Genomic DNA, 21,797 nt, shown 5'->3' with positions numbered 1-21,797 from the left:
CCCGCTGCACACCAGCGGATACAGCGCCAAGCCTGCGGGCTGTCGCACAATGCAGCATCGTCGTTTGCACTGCGCCACCGCCCATGACCTACACCACCCTCATCACCACCGCCCAGCTCCAGGCCCTGCAGGCCCAAGGCCAGCCGCTGATGGTGTTTGATTGCAGCTTCGACCTGGCCCAGCCCGCCGCCGGCCGCCAGCAGTATCTGCAAGCCCATATCCCCGGCGCCGTTTTTGCGGACCTGGACCAGGCCCTCAGCGCCAAGCACGGACTGCCGGATCGCAACGGCAATGTGGCTGTGGAGCAAAGCGGCAAGCCCGCCTCCGGTGGCCGCCACCCCCTTCCCAGCCGCGAACGCTTTGCCACCTGGCTGTCCAGTGTGGGCTTTGCCAACGGCATGCAGGCCGTGGTGTACGACCGCAACGGCGCCAACTACTGCGGCCGCCTGTGGTGGATGCTGAAGTGGGCAGGCCACGATGCCGTGGCCGTGCTGGACGGCGGCCTCCAGCACTGGCAAGCCGCAGGCCTGCCCGTGGCCCAAGGGGAGGAGCCCAACCGCTTCCAGAGCAATTTCGAGCTGCACCCGCCGCTGCGCACGCTGAGCACGGCCGCCGACGTGCTGCGAGACCTGGGCCAGCCCGCCGTGCAAACCGTGATCGACGCCCGTGCCCCGGCCCGCTACCGCGGCGAAGTGGAACCGCTGGACCCGGTGGCCGGCCACATCCCCGGCGCACTGAACCGCCCGTTCACCACCAATATCGCAGCCGACGGCCGCTTCAAGCCCAAGGACCTGCTGCGCGCCGAGTTCGACGAACTGCTGCAAGGCCGCGACCCCGCCAGCGTGGTCCACCAGTGCGGCAGTGGCGTCAGCGCCCTGCCCAATCTGATTGCCATGGAAGTGGCCGGCTACGCCCCCACCCGGCTGTTTGCCGGCAGCTGGAGCGAATGGTGCTCCGACACCAGCCGCCCGGTGGAACGCGGCTGACACAACGCCCTGAAAGCCGCCACGGAACTGGCTCGGCAGCGAGGCCTGCATAGGCCCGTGACGCAGGGGCGCTGCAGATGTGGTGGAGCGGTGCGGGAGCGGCCTGGCCCGCCTTGCCATCACACGCGTCAGCCCATCTGGAGCGGCTCGCCCCGTGGAACCAGGGCGAAGAGAAAGGGCTTCGTGCGAGGAATCCAGGCGACAGGAACGAGCGCCTGTCAGGTGCAAAGCCCATTACGATGGCTGGCTGATTGCGCATCAAGCCCGGATTCGGGCTTGCTCATAACCAAGGAGACCACCATGTTCAGCCACATCATGCTCGGTACCAACGACCTGGATGCCGCCAAGAAGTTCTACGACGCCCTGCTGGGCACACTGGGCGCCAAGCCCGGGGTACTGGACCGCCACCGCCTGTTCTGGCGCCATGCGGGCGGCACGTTCAGCATGTCCCAACCCATCAATGGCGAGCCCGCGACCATCGGCAACGGCAGCACCTTTGGCTTTGCCGCCGAATCCATTGAACAGGCCAACGCCGCCCACGCTGCCGGCATTGCAGCGGGTGGCGTGACCTGCGAAGACCCGCCCGGCTGGCGCGGTGAAGGCAAGGGCGCCATGTACCTGGCCTATCTGCGCGATCCGGACGGCAACAAGGTCTGCCTGCTGCACCGTCCACCCAAGGCCTGACGCCGCCGCCCTGCCTGGCCTTGCGCACCACGGCCACCTGGGCCGTCAGATGCGTCCCTGCGCAGGGTGGTTGATGGCAAGATAGTGCTTGACCACCGGCGGTTCACTGCCGCTGTGGTACTGCAGCACATCGGCCTGGACATCGGCATCGTGGTGCGTGACGCGCTGGTGCTGGCGCAGGTGCTCGGCCCAGGACTCGACCTGGAACCACTCGACCAGGGTGTTGTGCGCCGCGGCATCCTGCACCACGCCCCAGGCGTAGGCGCCATCGCGGCGGCGCTCGGCAGACAGCCGGGCCAGCGCCTTCAAGAAGGCGGCCTGCTGGGCATGCTCCACATGGTAGGTGATCTGTATCATCACCGGCCCCCGGTCGTGGTCCACTTCGGCCTCTGTCAGCGGCTCGGGCCAGTGGTTGGACGGAACAAGATCCGCCTCCCCTTGAGGCAGCTTGATGCGGTGCGCAACCAGGCCCATCACGAGGAGTCCGGCCGCACCGGCCAGCAAGGTGTAGGGCACGCCGATGGCCTTGGCCGTAAAGCCCCAGGCCAGGCTGCCAAAAGTCATGGCACCGTTGAAGACCGTCAGATACACGGCCAGTGCGCGGCCACGCACCCAGTTGGGCAGGATGGCCTGTGCCACGCCGTTGAGCGTGGTCAGCGCCGTGATCCAGGCGGTGCCCAGCAACAGCAAGGCGACCGCTGCCGCCCATTGCGCAGGGCCGGTGGACAGGAACGCCATGACCGCCGCCGTGACACAGGCCGATAGCAGCAGCAGGCCGTCGGACGAGAACTGGGCGCGCAGCTTGGGCAACAGAAAGGCACCGCCGATGGCGCCCACACCGACCGCCCCCAGCAAGATGCCGTAAAAGCCTGCGCCGCCGCCCAGCAGCTGGCGCGCCACCAGCGGCAGCAGCGCCCAGACCGAACTGGCCAGCGCAAAGAACAGGAATGCGCGCAGCAGCACGACATGCAGCTCGTGGCTGGCGCGGGCATAGCGCAACCCCGCGCGGAAGGCACCCGCAAAGCGCTCGGTCAGGTCGTCCTGCCCGGACTTGGGACGCGGCCACCACAACAGAGCGGCCACCACGAACACATAGCTGATGACATCCACGCCATAGGCGACGGAAGCGCCCAGGCCCGCCAGCACCATGCCCCCCAGCGCAGGGCCCACGGCGCGCGAGATGTTGATGCCCAGCGAGTTCAGTGCGACCGCCGATTTCAGGTCTTTCTTCCCCACCAGCTCCGGCACGATGGCCTGCCAGGTCGGCCCCATCAGCGCCGCGCCAATGCCGCCCAGAAACGTGAACGCCACCAGCGAGAACACGGTCTGCATGCCCAGCGCGGACAAGGTCATCAGCGCAATGCTGACGCTGGCCAGCAGCAGCTGGATGCAGATCAGAAACTTGCGGCGGTCCAGAATGTCAGACAGCACACCGGCCGGAATCGCCAGCAGGAACGCCGGGGCCGACGCGGCCGCCTGCACCAGTGCCACGGCCGTAGGCGATGGCGACAGGTCGGTCATGATCCACGAGCTGGCCACATCGCGCACAAAGCTGCCGGTGTTGCCAATGACGGTGGCCACCCACAGCACGGCAAACAGCTTTTGCCGCAACGGTGCAAAGCTGCTGTCACTGGCCGCAGGCGGAGTGGGGCTGGGAGAAATGGAAGCGTTCATGGTTGCGTGTGCAGAGGCAGCCCGGTGGGCGGCACCATGCCGCCCGCCAGACCCGAATGTGGATAAAAGGAAGGGAGTGCACCAAGGCGCTTCGCTCCCGCCGCGGCTGCGCCATCGGGCCGCAGCACCCGGCCTGCCATGCGCGTGGGCGCGGAGCGTGCCTGAAACGTCGATGCCGGCACCGATGGCAGCCCCAAGTGCCGCCCGCTCTCCGCAGACCCCACCCGGTGGGCAGCTGGATCGGCACAGCAAGTTCCCGAACTGTTCATCGCCCCTCCCGGCCCGGCGGGCCATGCAGAAAACCGAAGCCGACACCGGCCAGCGCCGGCACGGCACATCTGGTCAAAGCCAGCAGGAACACCCCAGCGCCCCGAAGAAGCTCTTGGGGTCGGAGGTGGGTACGTCCGATGCCCAGGAATTCGCGTGCTGGTGCCCGTGCATGCCGCAGCTGGTGCCGCAGCCACAGGCGGCGGCCATCTGGCGGTAGCGCGCGGGGTTCAGTGAGTTCTGGCCCGCGCCCTCCGGGTCGCCCCAGGCCGCAAACCCACCATAGCGGCGCACCGGCGACCAGTCGGGCATGGCCGGGGGAACCGGGTTGTCATCGTGCTGCTGGAAGTTGCCCGCGCCATACACCACACGCCCGCCCACCACCGTCATGTCGGACACCAGGAAAGAAATCTCGTCCTCCGCCACCTGGAAGTAATCCTTGTCCGGCACGATCAGGTCCGCAAAATGGCCCACCTGGATGCGGCCGCGCTGGTCCACCTCGTTGCTGAACCAGGCCACGTTCTCGGTCCACATGCGCAGGGCGGTTTCGCGATCGAGCAGATTGCGCTGGGGGTACATCGGGGTGCCGCCCACCGTCTTTCCGGTGACCATCCACGACAGCGACACCCAGGGGTTGTACGAAGCCACCCGCGTCGCGTCGGTCCCGGCGGACACCTTGACGCCTTTTTCCAGAATCTTCTTGATGGGCGGCGTGGCTTCGGCGGCCCGGGCGCCGTAGCGCTCGATGAAGTATTCGCCCTGGTAGGCCATGCGGTGCTGCACGGCAACGCCACCGCCCAGCGCCGCAATGCGGTCTATGGACCGGTCCGAAATGGTTTCGGCATGGTCGAAGAACCAGTTCAGGCCGTTGATCGGCGACTCCTGGTGCACCTTCTCGAACACGTCGAGCGCACGGCTGATGGTCTCGTCATAGGTGGCATGCAGGCGCCACGGCCAGCGGTTCTGCACCAGGATGCGCACCACCTCTTCCAGCTCGCCTTCCATGTTAGGCGGCATGTCGGGCCGGGGCTGGCGGAAATCTTCAAAATCCGCGGCCGAATACACCAGCATTTCGCCCGCACCGTTGTGGCGGAAGTAGTCGTTGCCCTGCTTGTAGCGAACGCTCTGCGTCCACTGCAAAAAGTCCTCTTTCTCTTTCTTGGGCTTCTGCGTGAACAGGTTGTAGGCCAGGCGCACGGTGATCAGACCGTCCTTGTCGAGCTGTTCGATGACGCGGTAATCGTCGGGGTAGTTCTGCGAGCCCCCTCCGGCATCGATCACCCCTGTCACACCCAGACGGTTCAGCTCGCGCATGAAGTGGCGCGTGGAGTTGAGCTGGTAGTCGAACGGCAGCTTGGGCCCCAGCGCCAGCGTGCTGTAGAGGATGGTGGCATTGGGTTTGGCCAGCAGCAGACCCAGGGGGTTGCCGTTGGCGTCGCGCACGATTTCGCCGCCCGGGGGCTCGGGCGTGTCCCGGGTGTAGCCCACGGCACGCAATGCGGCAGCGTTCAGCAGCGCGCGGTCATACAGGTGCAGCAGAAACACCGGCGTGTCGGGGGCCACCGCATTGATTTCCGCCAGCGTAGGCAAACGTTTTTCTGCAAACTGGTGCTCGGTGAAACCGCCGACCACCCGCACCCATTGCGGCGCGGGCGTGTTGGCGACCTGGGCCTTGAGCATGGCCATGGCATCGGCCAGCGAACGCACGCCGTCCCAGCGCAGCTCCAGGTTGTAGTTCAGGCCGCCACGGATTACATGCGTGTGGTTGTCGCAAAGCCCGGGCAGCACGCTGCGTTGCTGCAGGTCGATCTTGCGCGTGCCACTGCCTGCCAGGGCCAGCACTTCGGCATCCGTGCCCACCGCGGTGAACTTGCCATCCTTGACGGCCACGGCCTGGGCAACGGGCTGGCCCTTGTTCAGCGTGGTGATCCGCCCGCTGTGAAAGATGACGTCGGGGGGGCTGTGGGGCATGGCGGGTCCTTGCGAAGAATGGGGGAGCGAACGACAACCCAGCATACCGCCTGCCGCCAGGCCTGCTGCGGAGGTGATGACTGTGCGGCGCGTGGGCATGAAAGGGAATGGATCAGGAATCTGGGTGGGCGTCGTGCGGTGTGGCCGTGGCCGTCGGTCGGCTTTTACCGGGCAGCTGCCCCAGGACATGGTCATCGGCCTGGCATGCGGTGCATGCCGTACCGAACGCCGTGCCCGCCAGCAGTTGCTTGCCTATGGGCACGATCTGCTCGCCCAGCAAAATCCCCAGCAGACCGACCAGGGCCACCAAGGGCGGTGCAGGCGAGCGGACCTGGAGCAGGCTGTAGACCACACCGACCAGCAGACCTGCTGCCAGCGAGAGCACATAGAGTTTCATGGAAGGACCTCCCTGCACCCAGCCCGGGCCGGTGCGGATGGGAATCGGTGTCCTGCCCCCTGGAGGGTGCAGGGAGCAGGCGGAGATGGTGGTAGCGCAGCAACCGCTGCGGGCTCAGGACTGTGCGGGGTTGGGGCCGATGGTGCCGCCATGCTGCACGCGCTCCGGCGCCTTGTGCACCATGGTGTAGCAATAATCCACACCCATGCCGTACGCCCCGGAGTGTTCGCGCACGATGTCCATCACGGCGTTGTAGGTGTCACGCTTGGCCCAGTCACGCTGCCACTCCAGCAGCACCTGCTGCCAGGTCACGGGCACCACACCCGCTTGCACCATGCGCTGCATGGCGTAGTTGTGTGCATCCAGCGACGTGCCGCCCGACGCATCGGCCACCATGTAGATCTCGTAGCCCGCATCGTGCATGGCCGACAGCGCAAAGGTGTTGTTGCAGACCTCGGTCCACAGGCCCGAGACGATGATTTTCTTGTGCCCCTTGGCCACATTGGCGGCCAGTGCATCGCGCACATTCTGGTCGTCCCAGGAATTCATGGAGCTGCGCTCGAGCAGCGGGTGGTCGGGGAACACGCTCAGCAGCTCCGGATAGGTGTGGCCGGAGAAGCTTTCTGTCTCCACCGTGGTGAGGGTCACGGGAATATGGAACACCTTGGCCGCCTTGGCCAGGCCCACCACATTGTTTTTCAGCGTCTGGCGGTCGATGGACTGCACACCAAATGCCATTTGCGGCTGCTGATCGATGAAGATGAGCTGGCTGTTTTGCGGGGTCAGAACTTCCAGGTAATTGCGATGGGACATGGCAAGGCCTTCCGGGTTGAGGGATTCAGGGTTGAAGGAAAAAAGAGCGGCGAAAGCGCAGGCGCCAGGGCTGTGGCTAGGGCAGCGGGGCGGCGTCAACCAGCACGACTTCGGTGTCTTCGCTGGCAGTGATCCGGATGCGGGTTTCGTCGTGGATGGCCGCGCCATCCTGCTGGCGCAAGTCCACGCCGTTGACGGAGGCAGCCCCCGTGGCCAGTACCAGATAGCCATAGCGGTCGGCATGGGCAAAGTGGTATTCCACGCTGTCCCCGGCTGGGATGGTGGCGCCCAGCACACGTGCGTCGGTGCGCAGTGGCAGCACATCGTGGTCGCCCGCCATGCCGCTGGCCAGCGTGACAAATGCCCCCGCACGGTCGCCCTTGGGGAAGGCCTGGCTACCCCAGCTCGGCTTCTCGCCCCGGCGGTCGGGAATGACCCAGATCTGGAAGATGCGGGTGACACCCGGCTCCAGGTTGTACTCGGCGTGGGTGATGCCGCTGCCGGCACTCATGACCTGCACATCCCCCGCCGGCGTGCGTCCTTTGTTGCCCAGGTTGTCTTCGTGCGTGATGGCACCTTGGCGCACATAGGTGATGATTTCCATGTCCCCGTGCGAATGCGGGGGAAAGCCGCTGCCAGGCTGGATGGCATCGTCATTCCAGACCCGCAGACTGCCCCAGTGCATGCGCTTGGGGTCATGGTAGTCGGCAAACGAGAAATGGTGCTTGGCATCCAACCAGCCATGGTTGGCCCCGCCCAGGCTGTCCAACGATCGACGCTCAATCATGTGTCATCCTTTGCTGACGCGATGGTGGAGCAAAGTCTAGTTGCCCGGCATGTGCAGTGAGATGACAGCTATCGAATATCTGGCTTTCACTTTTCGATACCCTATCCAGAGGCCTGCAGTCTTACAGTGCGTCGGCCTACAGCGACTTACCACCCCATGAAAAAACTGCCGGATCTGGAAGCCTGGGCCATCTTTGCCAAGGTGGCTGAAACGGGTTCATTCGCGCGCACGGCGCAAGAGCTGTCGCTGTCGCAGGCCACGGTGTCCAAAGCGATCTCCCGGCTGGAGAGCCGCCTCAAGACCATGCTGCTGCACCGCACCTCGCGGCGTGTGGCGCTGACCGATGCCGGCCAGGCCGCACTGGAGCGCGCCACCCGCATCCTGCAGGAAGGTGAATCGGTGGAAACCGAAGTCATGGACCATGCCACCAGCCTGCGCGGGCAGGTGCGCGTGGCGGCGCCCATGACGTTCGGCATCTCGCGGCTGGCCCCTCTGCTGCCGGGCTTCATGCTGCAGCATCCGGACGTGGATCTGCAGGTCCAGTTCAGCGATGCCCAGGTGGACCTGATTGCCGAACGCTTTGACCTGGCACTGCGCATTGCCAACCTGGAAGATTCCAGCCTGCTGGCCCGCCGGCTGTGCCGGGTGCGGCTGCTGCTGGTCGGTGCGCCGGCGTACTTTCAGCGCCATGGCCACCCCCGGCATCCCAGCGACCTGCGGCAACACCGCGCCCTGCACTACGGCCACACGCCCCATGGTGCGCCCTGGCACTTCCGCCATGCGCAGCAGGGCGAATTCACCCAGGTCGTGCATGCCCAGTTGCACGCCAACAATGCCGAGGCGCTGACCCCCGCCCTGCTGGCAGGCATGGGACTGGCACTGCAACCGGCATTCCTGGTCTGGCCGCTGCTGCAGTCAGGCCAGTTGCAGGTGGCGATGGAAGACTGGCAGGCCGACCCGATCGCGCTGCACATCCTCACGCCACCGGGACGCATCCGCCCAGCGCGGGTGCAGGCGTTCATCGACTATGTCGCAACCTGCCTGCCGAACGAGCCCTGGGCGGAGCGGCAATAGGCCACAGCCCTTGCGGTGGCAGGAACGCACAGCCGGACGGCGTCCGGACCGGGCGGCGACCTGCCCGGGCTTTCAGGCTTTTTCAATTTTCAACGCGGCTTCGTCCAGGATCGCTGCGATGGCCGTTACCTGGGCGTCGGTCAACGGCGCCGCTGGCACGCCGGGCTGGCCGTGGGTCTTCAGGCGCAGCGCCGTCTTGAAGTTTTCCATGGCACGCACCAGGCCGGCCGGGCGCTGGCGGGCTTCGCGGTCCTTGCCGTGGGCCAGACGGGCCAGCAGCTGCTGCAGCGCGCCATCCTGCTCCTGCAGCGCGGCCTGGCCTTCGGGCGTGACGGCGTAGCGCTTGCGGCCGCCTTCCACTTCGGTGGCGGTCGCATGGCCCATGTCGACCAGATAGCTCAGGGTGGGGTAGATGGTGCCGGGGCTGGGCTGGTAGTCGCCACCGACCAGCTCGCCAATGGCGCGGATCACGTCATAGCCGTGGCTGGGTTGCTGGGCGATCAGGTGCAGGGCGATGAGCTTGAGACCGCCGGCCTCGAACATGCGCTCGCGGCGGTGGCGTTCCGCGCCCGGGCCATGCTGCGGGCCGCCATGGCCATGTTCGCGGCCGTGTCCTCGGCCGCCTTCGCCGCCGTCATGGTGCATGCCGCGCGGGCTGTGGAAAGCGTGGTGGGGATGGGGATGCATGGTGAATTCCTCGGTCAAGATGCATCTAAGATATATCTTTAAAACAAAGATTTCAAGGCCCTTCGCACCACAGGCAACGCAATTCACACCACTTTACGCCGCCCCCTCGGCCCTCTTCCGCAGCCGGCACCAAGCAGGACTGCCGCTCTTTTGGTCTGTTCTTGTTGGCGGGACCAGCGCAGGCTGCTATCGAAATCAGGGCATCAGACGTGAAAAAGCCCGCAGCGGCGAACCGGTACGGGCTTTCAGTATTGGACGATGACTCTTACGCGATCACCGTTTTACGGCAGAACGTCTCTGCAGCTGTCACTTGTATTTTTCTCGTCGGGTGCCCGACGTGCTGGCGTGAGATCAGCATTGTTTGCGCAAACAACGGAACGAATTATAACCATGTTGCATATTTCATGCAAGTCATACCTGATTTTCTGTCTATGCAGGCGCTCCGCTGCTGCGCGCCAGCGTCTCAGGCCTCGGCCTTGAAACCCGTGCTGCGCACCACGGGGCCCCATTTGTCGAGGTCCCCTTTGAGCAACTGGGCAAATTCGGCCTGGGTGCTGGTGGTCACGCCAAACGCCATTTCGGCCAGGGCCTTCTGCACGGCCGGCTGGGCAAAGGCGCGGTTGGCGGCATCGTGCAGGCGGGCCGCCACCTCGGGCTTGGTGCCCTTGGGGGCCAGCAGACCGATCCATTCCTGGCTGGTCAGCTCCTTCATGCCCAGTTCGGCAAATGTCGGCACCTTGGGCAACTGGGCAATGCGCTGCGGGCTGGAGACCGCCAGCACGCGCAGCTTGGGGCTGGCGGCATGGGGTACGGCCTCGCTGACCACATTGAAGCTGGATGTCAGCTGGCCGCCCATGACGTCCTGCAGCGCCAGCGAACCGCCCTTGTAGGGCACATGCAGATAGTCCACGCCTGCGCTGGCGGCAAACATGGCGCCCAGAAAGTGCGGCGTGGTACCGGCGCCGGGCGATCCGTAGCTGGCCTGCTGCGGGTGGGCCTTGAGCCACTGGCCAAATTCCTTGAGCGTGGTGACCGAAGCTGGCACCCCGGGGCCGATGTTCACGCTGTAGGGCACGGCGCAGAGGTTGGCCACCGGCACCAGGTCGCGCAGCGGCTGGTAGCTGAGCCTGTCGTAGACATGGGGGTAGATGGTGAGGATGGAGCCGGGTGTGACCAGCAGGGTCAGGCCATCGGCCTTGGCGTTCCTGGCCATATCCACCGCAATGCGCCCGCCGGCACCAGGACGGTTGTCCACCACCACGGTGGCGCCCAGTTCGGCCTGCAGATTCTGCGCCAGCTGGCGGGCCACAAAATCGGCCGCACCACCGGCGGCAAAGCCCACCACCAGACGCACCACATTGGACTGTGCCCAGGCCGTGGGTGCCAGCGGCAAGGCGGCTGGCAATGCAGCAGCGGCCAGGAATTGGCGACGAGAAAACATATTGAATATCCCTTGGAGTTTTGAATGGCGAGGCCTTGCAGGGAATATTCAAATTATTCAGATTTCAATAAATCAAATAGCACCCAGTGCAGACAGGTGGCTGATTTTGCTGAACAAATTACCTGCTTCATTCTCCATCACAGAAAATGCGCATAGGTATTTATCAGATTGAATAAATAATGGTTTTATGGTAGTCTATATAATCGTGCAGACTGTTTTTCAAATATGCACAAAACCTGCGTACAAGCGGCTCTTTGTGACAGAACCCTGCGGTCTGCGCAGGCCGGCCTGACCCGCTCCCTGCCCCATTTCCGGGCAAACCCGTGCATCCCGGTCGGCCGCCCGTCCGTCTGCCCCATCCCGGGGCCGTGCATGCCTTCCGCCCTCGTCCCGGCAGCCTGCACAGACAGTGCCGTACGCAATACCGCAGCGCCCCACGCATGGTGACGGCCTGGGCCATACTCGGCCGCCACAGCGCATGGGCGCTTCAGCAAAGGAGACTGCGTGCAATCAGCAAGCGGCGAGTGGTTTGACGAGGCGTACTACCAGCGCTTTTACTTCGACAAGAAAACCAGCGTGATCGACCCCGAGCACGCGCGGCGGCTGGGGACGTTTGTCTGCTCGTACTTGGCGTATCTGCGCGTCCCCGTGCACCGCGTGCTGGATGTGGGCTGCGGCATCGGCCTGTGGCGGGATGCGGTGCAGCAGCATTTCCCTGGCGCCAGCTACCAGGGCGTGGAGTTCAGCCGCTATCTGTGCGAACGCTATGGCTGGGCCCAGGGCTCGGTGGTGGACTGGCAGCCGGCCGACGGCCAGCCATTTGATCTGGTGATCTGCCAGGGCGTGCTGCCCTATCTGAACCCAGCCGACCTCAAGAAGGCCCTGGCCAATCTAGGCCGTCTCACCCGCGGGGGCCTGTACATCGAGGCCGTGGCGCGCGAAGACTATGAGCGCGACATCATCGACGAAGAGCTGACCGACCCCCGCCTGTACCGCCACCGCGCCGAACTGTACCGCCGTGGCCTGCAGCCTTTTTGCAAGGAACTGGGCGGCGGCGTGTGGCTGAGCCGCCAGGCCGAACTGCCGCTGTTCGAGCTGGAATGCCTGGGCGGCTGAACGCTCCATTCCTTTCTTTCCCAGGCATGCACGCCCCCCACCCCCGCGGTGGTGGCCTCTGCACTGCCCCATGCCCATGCGCGCCGGTGCGGCCCGCTTTGCGCGGACAATCGCGAGCGTGCCGTTTTCCTCTGACCCGTCCTCTTGCATGGCGTCCCCGCACGCCAGTCCCTCCGCCACCACGCCGCCGCTGGTAGCCCCCCATGCGGTCGCCCGCCTGCGCGACGCCCGACTGGCGCGCAGCACCCGACCGTTTCTGGCTCGGGGCGGCCCCAAGGGCGAACGCTGCGAGGGCTGCCGCCTGCGGCCCAGCCACTGCATCTGTGCGCTGCGCCCCGATCTGCCCACGCATGCCGGCTTTTGTCTGCTGATGCACGACGCCGAGCCGCTCAAGCCCAGCAACACCGGTTGGCTGATCGCCGATGTGGTGCAGTCCACCTGGGCCTTTGGCTGGGCGCGCACCGCCATCGATCCGGCCCTGGAGGCCCTGCTGGCCGACCCGCAGTGGCAGCCCTATGTGGTCTTCCCCAGCGAATATGTGCAACCGCCCGAACGCGCCGTGCAGGCACTGCCCCCCGCTCCATCGGCTCCTTCCGGCCACACCGGCGAAGCCGCCAGTGCGGCTGCAGCCAGAAGGCCGCTGTTCATCCTGCTGGACGCCACCTGGCCCGAAGCGCGCAAGATGTTCCGCAAAAGCCCCTATCTGGATCGCTTTCCGGTGCTGGGGCTGCAGCCCGAGCAGATCAGCCGCTACCGCCTGCGCCGCTCCCAACGCGACGACCATTTCTGCACCAGCGAAGTGGCGGCCCTGTGCCTGGAGCTGAGCGGTCACCCGTACGACCAGCGCGCCGGCCAGGCACTGGAGGCGTATCTGGAGGTCTACACCCACCACTACCTGCAGGCCAAACACCAGTTGCCGGCCGATCTGCACAGCCCGGCGCACCGGCAGCTGCAGCAGTCCGTGGCACGGCAGCCCGGCTGAAGAGCCACGGCTGCCTGGGCATCCGCGGGCCGCGCACGCCGCTGCGGCGCCTGCCATCCATAGATGTGTGATTTCCCGGCAGCGTCGGCAGGCACACCCGAAGCGACGGCGCTGCCGGGGGCATAAGCATTCCACTGCAAGGCATGAAGCATCTGGAAGAATAGGCGCCCTCCCCCCAACTTCCTTTGAGAGGCGCTGCCGCGGTAGCGCCTCCTTTTTTTGCCATGCGTTCTGTGTTTGCCGGGTCTGTCGCCCTGCTGGCCCTGTCGGCCAGTGCCTTGTCTGTCCATGCCGCCCCGTCGGCCACCCTGCAGAAATGGCGCGACGGCGGCACCGTGGTGGTGGGCGTGCGCGAAAGCGCCTCTCCCATGGTCTATACGCTGGACGCCAACGAAACCTTCACCGGCTACCACCTGGAGCTGTGCCAGAAGGTGATCCATGCCATCGCGCCCAAGGCCCGGCTGAAGTACATGGTGCTGACGGCCCAGAACACCATGCCGTTGATCGACAACGGCACGGCCGACTTCAACTGCGCCAGCATGACCAATACCCTGCGCCGCCAGGAGCAGGTGGCCTTCGGTCTGACCACCTATGTGAGCGAGGTCCGCATGGCCGTGCCGGCCCATTCGCCCATCACCAGCTTTCAGCAGTTGAATGGCAAGAAAGTGGTTGCCACCACCGGCACCACGGCCGTGCAGATTCTGCGCAAGTACGCCGATGCCCACAGCATCCAGTTCGACACCCGCATGGGCAAGGACCATTTTGAAAGCATGCTGCAACTCGAAGCCGGCCGCGTCGATGCCTTTGTGCTGGACGACAACCTGCTGGCGGGCGTGATCGCCCAGTCCAAGAACCCCCAGGGCTGGAAGATTGTGGGCGAGGTGATTGGCGCCGAGCCGATTGCCATCCAGTTCACCCGGCGCGACCCGGAAGTAAAAAAAGCCGTGGATGCCGCCTTGCGCCAGATGATGAAGAACGGTGAGATCCACCAGCTCTACGCCAAATGGTTCACCCAGCCGATCCCGCCCAAGAACGTGAACCTGAACCTTCCCATGGGCGAGACACTCAAGCGCATGCTGGCCCAACCCGACGACACGCCGCTGGAACAGCTGCAGCTGCCGCTGGCACACTGACAGCGCGCTTGTTCCTGGGTTCGATGGCACGAACCTTTGGAACGGCAGGTCCATGCCTGCGCCAACGCCGGACGCAGGCCATCCCCCGGGGTGCCAACGCAGGGCCCGGGTCTGGGACCCCAGCAGGGCCCAGGCGGCCGAGCGATCTCTTGCGGCACAGCCACTTGCAAGCACATCTTGCGGGAATGTCTCGTTTGTCACATTGCGTACAGTCCAGCGACATTGCCCGGGAGCTGCCGCTAGAATGCGCCCACCCCTGCGGGCTGTGCCGGATACCGGACAGCGGAACTTCAGGGCTGCGCATGCACTCAGTCTGCATGCCGTGAAAGCCTCCTGGCGCGCTCCGCCCAGGCCCCGCTTTCGCTGTGGGATGTCCATCCGCTGCCGCTGCGCGGGAAGACGGACAGGTCCAGATTGTCTGCCCCTGGGTACGGAACATGCTGCACCAGGACCCCCACACCTTGTTTGAGGCGCCGCGTCCCTGGCGCCACGCTGCAGTCCATGGCACGCATTGCGCAGGATTGCACTTTGTCTGTTTGCACACCGGGCCCGGAGCCCGATCCGAGGAGGTGCCGCGTTTTGCCCCAGAACCCCTTGAAGCTGGCCTACAACCCCGCACTGGATGGACTGCGTGCGGTCGCCATCCTGCTGGTCATCCTGTCCCACGCCCATGCGCCCATGTTTGACGGCGCATTCTTTGGCGTGGACCTGTTCTTCGTGCTCAGCGGCTATCTGATCACCTCGCTGCTGCTCAAGGAAATACAGGCCACGGGCCGCATCGACTTCTGGGAGTTCTACCGCCGGCGCTTTTACCGTCTGATGCCCCCGCTGGCGGTGTTTCTGGCCGCCTACGCGCTGCTGGCCCCCCTGGTCTGGCCCGATCTGGAGGATGTGTACAGCGATGCCCTGGTGTCGCTGCTGTACCTGGCCGATTACGGCATTGCCTTCTTCGACAGCCCGGACACGCTGCTGCACATGTGGTCGCTGTCGGTGGAAGAACATTTCTATCTGGTCTGGCCCATCGCCCTGCTGTGGCTGGCCCGCCGCAGCAGCCCGGGCACGCTGTGGCGTGCGATTGCGGCCCTGTTCGTGCTGGGCTGGGCCTGGCGCGTGCTGTGGGTGCTGCTGGGTCAGGAGTTCTATGCGGTGTTCTTCCGCTTTGACACCCGCACCACCGGTCTGCTGCTGGGCAGCTTGCTGGCGGCCCTGGTGCTGGACCGCCACCCGCTGCTGGATCGCCTGCAGCAGCACTTGCCGCGCCTGATGTGGATTCCGCTGGCCGTGCCGCTGCTGATGGCCATGGAATGGGGCGATATGGGCCCCATGGTATGGGGACTGACGGTGGTGGAAATGGCCGCTCTGGTGGTGCTGGTGGCCGTGCTGCCCGGCCAGGGACTGGTCTATGAGATGCTGTCCGCGCCCTGGCTGGTCTACATCGGCAAGCTGTCCTACGGCATCTACCTGTGGCACTACCCGGTGGTGCGCTGGCTGCGTGCGGAATTCGCCTGGCCGGTCACCGTGCTGCTGGGTTTTGTCATCTCCACGGCCCTGGCCGCCCTGTCGTTCTACACCATCGAGCGCTGGGCACTGCGCCGCCGCGATGCCGTACCCCAAGGTCACCCACAGACGGCTGCCGACGCGGGCAAGGTGGAGGCTGCCAACATGGAAACCGCTCCACGCGGCCGCTGACCGCGCCCCTTCACCGGCCAGGAACCGGGAAGCAGATAACACAAAGGCAGTCTTTCTTGCGAAAGCTGCCTTTTTTCATGGGGCGTTGACCCGTTTGCGCCAGCCCTGGGGCAGATGCGGCCTCCCACACGGGAGGGAGACTGGCCTCCAGCCCTGGCTACCGGGCAAGGGCAGCGCCGCAGCAAGGCCGTGTCCCCTGCCCACCTGTGCACCGCGGTGCACAGGTGGGCAGGGGACACGCAGCGCCAGCGCTACAGGCACTGCACCACCTCACGCAGGTGCAGTGCCGTTGGCACAGCCCTTGAGCATGGTGTAGAGCCTTTCCTTGATCAGCAGCTTTTCTTTTTTGAGCTTTTCAATCTGGGTGTGCAGACTGGGCGTACGCCGGTCTTCCAGGTTCTTGATCTCATGGTCCAGCGCATTGTGCTGTTCGAAGAGGCGGCTGAAATGGCGGTCGTTGGCGCGCATGTCCGCAATCTGTTCGCGAAACTCAGGAAACATCATCACTCCTTTGCTTGGGTCGGCGAGAGGGGGGTGGTGTGCAGGCCCGGGTGCATTCCAAGGACAGACTGACCTGGGCTGCCGTTTCATCTTACCCAGCAATCGCCGCCCTGGCAGCCCATTCCCGAGGTGCGGCCGGGGTGGTTGATACAACACAAAACACTTTCAAATCATCCACTTGCACCGACTGCAGGTGACCCAACCGCTATCCGTGTGCACGCCCGTCCCAGGAGCACCCCCTGGGCGGAATTCCCCGCAGTACACCACCAGCCAGATGCCGCAGGCGTGGCACCACGCGCCAGGCAGCGCAGCGCGGGCATGCACCCGACTGCGGTACCACGTCCTTGCGAGGGCTTGTGAGAACGGGCGATGCCGGGCCGTGCTTAGAAGCCCGCGCCGGGCTGGGCCAGGTAGACCTTTTCCTCGGCCGTGCTCGCCCGTCCCAGAATGGGATTGCGGTGGGGGAAACGGCCAAAGCGTTCAATGACGTCGCGGTGGCGGTGGGCGTAATCGGCGGTGACGGCAAAGAAATCGCGCGTGGCGGGCCCCGCCTCCTGCGCCAGCTGCTCAAAGGCCACCACGCTGTGCTGCTGCATGGCCAGATCCTCGGCATGCTCCAGCGGCAGGTAGAAAAAGATGCGCGCCACCGGTGGAATGCGGTCGTCGGTGTCATGGCCCTGGGCAATGCCCTCCAGCGCCAGCTGCAAGGCCAGCGGATCGCCGGCAAAGCTCTTGGGCGTGCCACGGTGGGCGTTGCGCATGAACTGGTCCAGCACAATGATCACCGCCAGCCGCCCCAGCGGGGTGGCGGCATCGCCGTTCAGGCGGCCGCTCAGGGCTTCCTGCATCACGGCGCCAAAGCGGTGGCGGATTTCCTCGTCCACGGCTTCATCCTTGCTGAACCACAGCTGCTTGCGCGCCAGTGCCGTGGCGTCGGTGGGCTGCTCGGCGCCCAGCCAGTACTCCAGCACCTGTGCCAGCCGGGGGTCCAGCGGCGGGTTGCCCACATGCAGGGTGAAAGCCATGTCCATATCCTTTCTTCGGTATCGGAGAGCATGCCGCCGGTCTGTGCGGCCGCACACCATGGTAGTACGTCCGCAATAGCGCCACGGCATGCCGCACTACCGCACTGCACCAACGGTCTGGCCCGGATCGGTCTCCCGCCCATTGCACAATGGGCACCATGCAAGCCGCTCTCCCCATCCCGACCAGCTGGCTCCACGACGCCATCGCCCGCATCGAAGCCGACTACCAGCGCAGTGCCGACACCCACCTGATCCCGCTGAACCTGCCCGGCTTTGCCCGCTGCGGCATCGACCTGTATCTGAAGGACGAATCCACCCATCCCACCGGCAGCCTCAAACACCGGCTGGCGCGCTCGCTGTTTCTGTATGCGCTGTGCAATGGCTGGATACGCGAGGGCGCGACGATTGTGGAAGCCTCCAGCGGCTCCACTGCCGTCAGCGAGGCCTACTTTGCCCGGCTGCTGGATCTGCCGTTTGTGGCGGTCATGCCGCGCAGCACCTCGGCCGAGAAGGTGGCGCAGATCGAATTCCACGGCGGGCGCTGCCATTTCGTGGACAGCGCGGCCGAGGTCTATGACGCAGCCCGCACCATCGCGCACGACACCGGCGGCCACTACATGGACCAGTTCACCTATGCCGAGCGGGCCACCGACTGGCGCGGCAACAACAATATCGCGCAAAGCATGTTCAGCCAGATGCAACGCGAACGCCACCCGGTGCCGCGCTGGATTGTGGTGGGCGCAGGCACCGGCGGCACCAGCGCCACCATCGGCCGCTGGGTGCGCTACCAAAGCCTTTCCACGCAGGTCTGTGTGGCCGACCCCGAAGGCAGCGTGTTTTCCGCCTACCACCGCACCGGGGATGCCACGCTCACCGCCTGCGGATCGCGCATCGAAGGCATCGGCCGCCCGCGTGTGGAGCCCAGCTTCATTCCCTCGCTGGTGGACCGCATGGAAGAAGTGGACAACCTGGCATCCATCGCCGCCATGCAGTTGCTGGGCCAGTTGCTGGGGCGGCGCGTGGGCCCGTCCACCGGCACCAATCTGGTGGCCATGCTGCGCCTGGCCTGCGACATGCGCGACCGCGGTGAACAGGGCTCCATCCTGTCGCTGCTGTGCGATGCCGGCGAACGCTATCTGTGTACCTACCACGATGCGCAGTGGGTGCAACAGCAACTGGGCGATGTGGCCCCGGCACTGGCCCGGCTGCAGCAGTTGCTGGACCGCCAGGGCCAGGTGCAGCGCTGGGTATGAGCGTGCGGCCCCCTCTTGCGCCGACCGCGCCGTCCCTGCCCCGCCGCCATGCACTGCGCACCTTGGGTGCACTGGGGTTGCTGGGAGGCACCGGCACGCTGCTGCCCCTGTCCAGCGCCTGGGCCCTGCCACCCAGGACACTGGCTTTTCCGCGCGACTTTGGCAGCCACCCCGATCTGGGCACCGAATGGTGGTACATCACCGGCCATGTGCAGGCCGGCGGGCGGCCCTGGGGTTTTCAGCTGACGTTCTTCCGCAGTCGGGTGGACGCGGCACAGGGCCTGCGTTCCGCCTTTGCCGCCCAGCAGTTGCTGTTCGCCCATGTGGCGCTGTGTGATGTGCAGGGCCAGGTGCTGCTGCACGACCAGCGCATGGCGCGCGCCGGCTTTGGCCTGGCCGAGGCGGCGCTGGACGACACGTCCGTGCACATCCAGGACTGGCGCCTGGCCCGCCAGCCTGTCCCCGGCCAGAGCGCCGCACAGGCCAGCCGCTACAGCGCCAAGCTGCAGGCCGCCGACTTTGCGCTGGAGCTGGAGCTGGCCACCACCCAGCCGGTGCTGCTGCAGGGCCGGGGCGGCCTATCCCGCAAAGGCCCGCTGCCGGAGCAGGCCAGCTACTACTACAGCCAGCCCCAACTGGCCGTGAGCGGCCACATCACCGTGCGCGGCCAGAAGCTGGCCATCGACCCCGTGCCCGCCAACGCCACCACGGCACTGCACAACCGTGCCTGGCTGGACCACGAGTGCAGCACGGCGCTGATGCACCCCGAGGCCGAAGGCTGGGACTGGATCGGCATGAACCTGGCCGACGGCAGCGCCCTCACTGCCTTTCACCTGCGCCGACACGATGGCTCGGCCCTGTGGGGCGGCGGCTCGCTGCGCGCACCCGGTGCCAGTCCGCAGGTGTTTGCCGACCAGGAGGTGCAGTTCACCCCGCTGGCCTGGTGGACCAGCCCGGCCAGCCAGGCCCGCTACCCCGTGCGCTGGCGCGTGGACACGCCCGGCCGGCGCTATGTGGTGCGCGCTCAGGTGGCCGCCCAGGAACTGGACAGCCGCGCCACCACCGGCGCCGTGTACTGGGAGGGGCTGAGCGATCTGCTGCAACTGCCCCCTGGGGGCGATGCGCTGGACGACCAGCTGCCGCTGGTGGGCCGGGGCTACCTGGAAATGACGGGGTATGCCAGCCGGCTGAGGATGTGACGGCCTCGCCGGGCTAGACACCGTTGGGCCGCGGTTGTCCCCCTGCTGCCCACGTACATGCGCCGGCATGCAGCGCCACGGAACTCATCGGCCCGCAGGCCCCAACGCCCCGACACCTGCGCCCAAAGCAAAACGCCACGCACCGGAGTGCGTGGCGTTTTCATGGCAAAGGCCCGCAGGGCCTTCAGCAATGCTTCACCGCATCACGCGGTCCCGTTCTTGCGGCGGGTCAGCCAGGCAATGATTTCACCCATGATGCCGCGGCGGAAGGCCAGCACGCAGATCACAAAGATCAGGCCGGTGACGATGGTCACCGATTCACCCAGCGTGGAGAACCATTCCACGCCGGTGAGCTTGGCCAGGAAGCTGCCAAAGTCACCGATCTTGTTTTCCAGAGCCACCACCACGGCCGAGCCGACGATGGGGCCGGACAGCGTGCCCAGGCCGCCCATCAGCGTCATCAGGATCACGTGACCGGAGGTGGTCCAGTGCGCGTCCGACAAGGTGGCAAAACCCAGCACCACGGTCTTGAGCGCACCGGCCAGACCGGTCAGTGCGGCCGACAGCACAAAGGCCAGCAGCTTGAAGCGGTGCACGTCATAACCCAGCGAGATGGCGCGCGGCTCGTTCTCCTTGATGGCCTTGAGCACCTGGCCAAACGGAGAGTGCACGGTGCGCACGATCAGCAGGAAGGCCAGCGCCACGATCACCAGGGCCACGTAGTACATGGTCAGGTCGCTGGACAGGTCGATCACGCCAAACAGCTTGCCGCGCGGCACGCCTTGCAGGCCGTCTTCCCCTCCGGTGAACTTGGCTTGCAGGAAGACGAAGAACAGCATCTGCGCCAGCGCCAGCGTGATCATCGAGAAATAGATGCCCTGGCGCCGGATGGCCAGCCAGCCAGCGACCAGACCGATGAAGGCCCCGGCCAGCGTGCCCAGGATCAGGCCCAGCTCGGGCGTGAACGCCCAGGCCTTGATGGAATAGCCGGCCACGTACGCCGCACCGCCCAGAAAGGCCGCGTGGCCGAAGGACAGCAGGCCGGTGTAGCCCAGCAGCAGGTTGAAGGCCGAGGCGAACAGTGCGAAGCACATCAGCTTCATCACGAACACCGGGTAGGCCCCGAAGAAGGGGGCCACGATCAGGCCGAGCAGCAGCAGGCCGTAGCCAGTAAAAGCGAGTTTCTTGGAGTTCATGTGGCTGGCCCCTGCTTACTTTTCTTTGCCGAACAGGCCGGCGGGGCGGATCAGGAGAACGATGACCATGATGAAGAACACCACGGTGGACGAAGCTTCGGGCCAGAAGACCTTGGTCAGGCCTTCGATCACGCCCAGGCCCAGACCGGTGAGGATGGAGCCCATGATGGAGCCCATGCCGCCAATCACCACCACGGCGAACACCACGATGATGAGGTTCTGCCCCATCAGCGGCGTGACCTGGTAGACCGGTGCGGCCAGCACGCCGGCAAAGGCGGCCAGGCCCACGCCGAAGGCGTAGGTCAGCGTGATCATCACCGGCACGTTGACGCCGAAGGCTTCCACCAGGCGCGGGTTTTCGGTGCCGGCGCGCAGGTAGGCGCCGATGCGTGTCTTTTCAATCACATACCAGGTGGCAACGCACACCACCAGCGAGGCCACCACCACCCAGGCGCGGTAGTTGGGCAGCATCATGAAGCCCAGGTCGGTGGCGCCGGTCAGGGCTTCGGGGGTGTCGTAACCCAGGCCCGAGACGCCGTAGACGGAGCGGAACACGCCTTCGATCAGCAGCGACAGCCCCAGCGTCAGCAGCAGGCCGTAGAGGTGGTCGAGCTTGTAGATCCAGCGCAGCAGGAACCGCTCGATGAACACACCGAACAGCCCGACGATGAACGGGGCCGCAATCAGCATGACCCAGTAGTTGATCTCGAAATAGTTCATGGCCATCCAGGTGACCATCGCCCCGAGCATGAACAACGCGCCGTGCGCAAAGTTGATCACGTTGAGCAGACCGAAGATCACGGCCAGGCCCAAGCTCAGGATCGCGTAAAACGAGCCGTTGACGAGCCCCAGCAACAGCTGGCTCATCAGGCCCGGCAATGACACACCGAAGATTTCCATGGGAAACGACACAAAAGGGAAA

General features: G+C 65.6%; 20 protein-coding genes. 9 read left to right on the top strand and 11 right to left on the bottom strand.

Annotated elements, in window-relative coordinates; translation table 11 throughout:
- Positions 1–83: 83 nt before the first annotated feature.
- Positions 84–986 carry a sulfurtransferase gene (locus CT3_RS05695; protein WP_066539262.1) on the top strand — a complete coding sequence of 301 codons (903 nt, stop codon included), beginning with the start codon at positions 84–86 and terminating at the stop codon, positions 984–986.
- Between the two features lie 300 nt (positions 987–1,286).
- A complete protein-coding gene (locus CT3_RS05690; RefSeq protein WP_066539527.1) occupies positions 1,287–1,670 on the top strand; it encodes a VOC family protein in 384 nt (127 codons plus the stop codon).
- Positions 1,671–1,715: 45 nt separating this feature from the next.
- Here CT3_RS05690 and CT3_RS05685 read toward each other — a convergent pair whose 3' ends face one another.
- The 5 genes from CT3_RS05685 to CT3_RS05665 form a co-directional block, all read right to left on the bottom strand.
- On the bottom strand, positions 1,716–3,344 hold the full coding sequence (locus CT3_RS05685) for an MFS transporter (protein WP_066539265.1): 1,629 nt from the start codon (positions 3,342–3,344) through the stop codon (positions 1,716–1,718).
- Between the two features lie 342 nt (positions 3,345–3,686).
- Positions 3,687–5,582 (bottom strand): amidohydrolase, encoded by a 1,896-nt coding sequence (locus tag CT3_RS05680; RefSeq protein ID WP_066539266.1) that lies wholly within the window; start codon positions 5,580–5,582, stop codon positions 3,687–3,689.
- 112 nt (positions 5,583–5,694) lie between these two features.
- A complete protein-coding gene (locus CT3_RS05675; protein WP_066539268.1) occupies positions 5,695–5,979 on the bottom strand; it encodes a XapX domain-containing protein in 285 nt (94 codons plus the stop codon).
- A 114-nt stretch (positions 5,980–6,093) separates the two neighbouring features.
- Positions 6,094–6,792 carry a hydrolase gene (locus CT3_RS05670; RefSeq protein ID WP_066539270.1) on the bottom strand — a complete coding sequence of 233 codons (699 nt, stop codon included), beginning with the start codon at positions 6,790–6,792 and terminating at the stop codon, positions 6,094–6,096.
- 76 nt (positions 6,793–6,868) lie between these two features.
- Positions 6,869–7,579 (bottom strand): pirin family protein, encoded by a 711-nt coding sequence (locus tag CT3_RS05665; protein ID WP_066539272.1) that lies wholly within the window; start codon positions 7,577–7,579, stop codon positions 6,869–6,871.
- Positions 7,580–7,735: 156 nt separating this feature from the next.
- Between CT3_RS05665 and CT3_RS05660 the strand changes: the two genes are divergently transcribed.
- Positions 7,736–8,653, top strand: coding sequence for a LysR family transcriptional regulator (locus CT3_RS05660; RefSeq protein ID WP_066539274.1), 918 nt, complete (start codon positions 7,736–7,738; stop codon positions 8,651–8,653).
- A 72-nt stretch (positions 8,654–8,725) separates the two neighbouring features.
- Here CT3_RS05660 and CT3_RS05655 read toward each other — a convergent pair whose 3' ends face one another.
- Both CT3_RS05655 and CT3_RS05650 read right to left on the bottom strand, forming a co-directional pair.
- The gene (locus CT3_RS05655) at positions 8,726–9,340 is read right to left on the bottom strand and encodes a PadR family transcriptional regulator (RefSeq protein WP_083520543.1); all 615 of its coding nucleotides are present in this window, start codon (positions 9,338–9,340) and stop codon (positions 8,726–8,728) included.
- Positions 9,341–9,803: 463 nt separating this feature from the next.
- Positions 9,804–10,781 carry a Bug family tripartite tricarboxylate transporter substrate binding protein gene (locus CT3_RS05650; protein ID WP_083520524.1) on the bottom strand — a complete coding sequence of 326 codons (978 nt, stop codon included), beginning with the start codon at positions 10,779–10,781 and terminating at the stop codon, positions 9,804–9,806.
- Between the two features lie 504 nt (positions 10,782–11,285).
- Between CT3_RS05650 and CT3_RS05645 the strand changes: the two genes are divergently transcribed.
- The 4 genes from CT3_RS05645 (at position 11,286) to CT3_RS05630 (ending at position 15,701) form a co-directional block, all read left to right on the top strand.
- Positions 11,286–11,897 carry a class I SAM-dependent methyltransferase gene (locus CT3_RS05645; RefSeq protein WP_066539280.1) on the top strand — a complete coding sequence of 204 codons (612 nt, stop codon included), beginning with the start codon at positions 11,286–11,288 and terminating at the stop codon, positions 11,895–11,897.
- A 148-nt stretch (positions 11,898–12,045) separates the two neighbouring features.
- Positions 12,046–12,879, top strand: coding sequence for a tRNA-uridine aminocarboxypropyltransferase (locus CT3_RS05640; RefSeq protein WP_066539282.1), 834 nt, complete (start codon positions 12,046–12,048; stop codon positions 12,877–12,879).
- 224 nt (positions 12,880–13,103) lie between these two features.
- Positions 13,104–14,012 (top strand): transporter substrate-binding domain-containing protein, encoded by a 909-nt coding sequence (locus CT3_RS05635; protein ID WP_066539283.1) that lies wholly within the window; start codon positions 13,104–13,106, stop codon positions 14,010–14,012.
- 579 nt (positions 14,013–14,591) lie between these two features.
- Positions 14,592–15,701: an acyltransferase family protein gene (locus tag CT3_RS05630; protein ID WP_066539284.1), complete on the top strand. Its 1,110-nt coding sequence runs from the start codon at positions 14,592–14,594 to the stop codon at positions 15,699–15,701.
- A gap of 270 nt (positions 15,702–15,971) precedes the next feature.
- Here CT3_RS05630 and CT3_RS05625 read toward each other — a convergent pair whose 3' ends face one another.
- Both CT3_RS05625 and CT3_RS05620 read right to left on the bottom strand, forming a co-directional pair.
- Entirely contained in the window at positions 15,972–16,202 is a 231-nt protein-coding gene (locus CT3_RS05625; protein WP_066539529.1) for an HP1242/YdcH family protein, read from the bottom strand.
- A gap of 383 nt (positions 16,203–16,585) precedes the next feature.
- Complete coding sequence (locus tag CT3_RS05620; protein WP_066539285.1) at positions 16,586–17,227, bottom strand: DUF924 family protein; 642 nt, start codon at positions 17,225–17,227, stop codon at positions 16,586–16,588.
- 158 nt (positions 17,228–17,385) lie between these two features.
- On the opposite strand from CT3_RS05620, the gene CT3_RS05615 reads away from it, so the two are divergent.
- Both CT3_RS05615 and CT3_RS05610 read left to right on the top strand, forming a co-directional pair.
- Positions 17,386–18,480, top strand: coding sequence for a PLP-dependent cysteine synthase family protein (locus CT3_RS05615; protein WP_098066341.1), 1,095 nt, complete (start codon positions 17,386–17,388; stop codon positions 18,478–18,480).
- On the top strand, positions 18,477–19,679 hold the full coding sequence (locus CT3_RS05610) for a lipocalin-like domain-containing protein (RefSeq protein WP_066539291.1): 1,203 nt from the start codon (positions 18,477–18,479) through the stop codon (positions 19,677–19,679). The genes CT3_RS05615 and CT3_RS05610 overlap by 4 nt, the downstream gene beginning before the upstream one ends.
- A gap of 203 nt (positions 19,680–19,882) precedes the next feature.
- Here CT3_RS05610 and CT3_RS05605 read toward each other — a convergent pair whose 3' ends face one another.
- Complete coding sequence (locus CT3_RS05605) at positions 19,883–20,875, bottom strand: branched-chain amino acid ABC transporter permease (protein WP_066539292.1); 993 nt, start codon at positions 20,873–20,875, stop codon at positions 19,883–19,885.
- A 15-nt stretch (positions 20,876–20,890) separates the two neighbouring features.
- The gene (locus tag CT3_RS05600; RefSeq protein WP_066539293.1) at positions 20,891–21,775 is read right to left on the bottom strand and encodes a branched-chain amino acid ABC transporter permease; all 885 of its coding nucleotides are present in this window, start codon (positions 21,773–21,775) and stop codon (positions 20,891–20,893) included.
- Between the last annotated feature and the right edge of the window lie 22 nt (positions 21,776–21,797).

The organism is Comamonas terrigena NBRC 13299, from assembly GCF_006740045.1.
Classification (GTDB): domain Bacteria; phylum Pseudomonadota; class Gammaproteobacteria; order Burkholderiales; family Burkholderiaceae_C; genus Comamonas; species Comamonas terrigena.
Note: the sequence above shows the minus strand (reverse complement) of the source record. Positions and strands in the feature narration are given on the sequence as shown.

Coding starts and splice junctions, on each gene's coding strand:
- CT3_RS05695 (WP_066539262.1), top strand. CDS start 84: ATGACCTACACCACCCTCATCACCACCGCCCAGCTCCAGGCCCTGCAG.
- CT3_RS05690 (WP_066539527.1), top strand. CDS start 1,287: ATGTTCAGCCACATCATGCTCGGTACCAACGACCTGGATGCCGCCAAG.
- CT3_RS05685 (WP_066539265.1), bottom strand. CDS start 3,344: ATGAACGCTTCCATTTCTCCCAGCCCCACTCCGCCTGCGGCCAGTGAC.
- CT3_RS05680 (WP_066539266.1), bottom strand. CDS start 5,582: ATGCCCCACAGCCCCCCCGACGTCATCTTTCACAGCGGGCGGATCACC.
- CT3_RS05675 (WP_066539268.1), bottom strand. CDS start 5,979: ATGAAACTCTATGTGCTCTCGCTGGCAGCAGGTCTGCTGGTCGGTGTG.
- CT3_RS05670 (WP_066539270.1), bottom strand. CDS start 6,792: ATGTCCCATCGCAATTACCTGGAAGTTCTGACCCCGCAAAACAGCCAG.
- CT3_RS05665 (WP_066539272.1), bottom strand. CDS start 7,579: ATGATTGAGCGTCGATCGTTGGACAGCCTGGGCGGGGCCAACCATGGC.
- CT3_RS05660 (WP_066539274.1), top strand. CDS start 7,736: ATGAAAAAACTGCCGGATCTGGAAGCCTGGGCCATCTTTGCCAAGGTG.
- CT3_RS05655 (WP_083520543.1), bottom strand. CDS start 9,340: ATGCATCCCCATCCCCACCACGCTTTCCACAGCCCGCGCGGCATGCAC.
- CT3_RS05650 (WP_083520524.1), bottom strand. CDS start 10,781: ATGTTTTCTCGTCGCCAATTCCTGGCCGCTGCTGCATTGCCAGCCGCC.
- CT3_RS05640 (WP_066539282.1), top strand. CDS start 12,046: ATGGCGTCCCCGCACGCCAGTCCCTCCGCCACCACGCCGCCGCTGGTA.
- CT3_RS05635 (WP_066539283.1), top strand. CDS start 13,104: ATGCGTTCTGTGTTTGCCGGGTCTGTCGCCCTGCTGGCCCTGTCGGCC.
- CT3_RS05625 (WP_066539529.1), bottom strand. CDS start 16,202: ATGTTTCCTGAGTTTCGCGAACAGATTGCGGACATGCGCGCCAACGAC.
- CT3_RS05620 (WP_066539285.1), bottom strand. CDS start 17,227: ATGGCTTTCACCCTGCATGTGGGCAACCCGCCGCTGGACCCCCGGCTG.
- CT3_RS05615 (WP_098066341.1), top strand. CDS start 17,386: ATGCAAGCCGCTCTCCCCATCCCGACCAGCTGGCTCCACGACGCCATC.
- CT3_RS05610 (WP_066539291.1), top strand. CDS start 18,477: ATGAGCGTGCGGCCCCCTCTTGCGCCGACCGCGCCGTCCCTGCCCCGC.
- CT3_RS05605 (WP_066539292.1), bottom strand. CDS start 20,875: ATGAACTCCAAGAAACTCGCTTTTACTGGCTACGGCCTGCTGCTGCTC.
- CT3_RS05600 (WP_066539293.1), bottom strand. CDS start 21,775: ATGGAAATCTTCGGTGTGTCATTGCCGGGCCTGATGAGCCAGCTGTTG.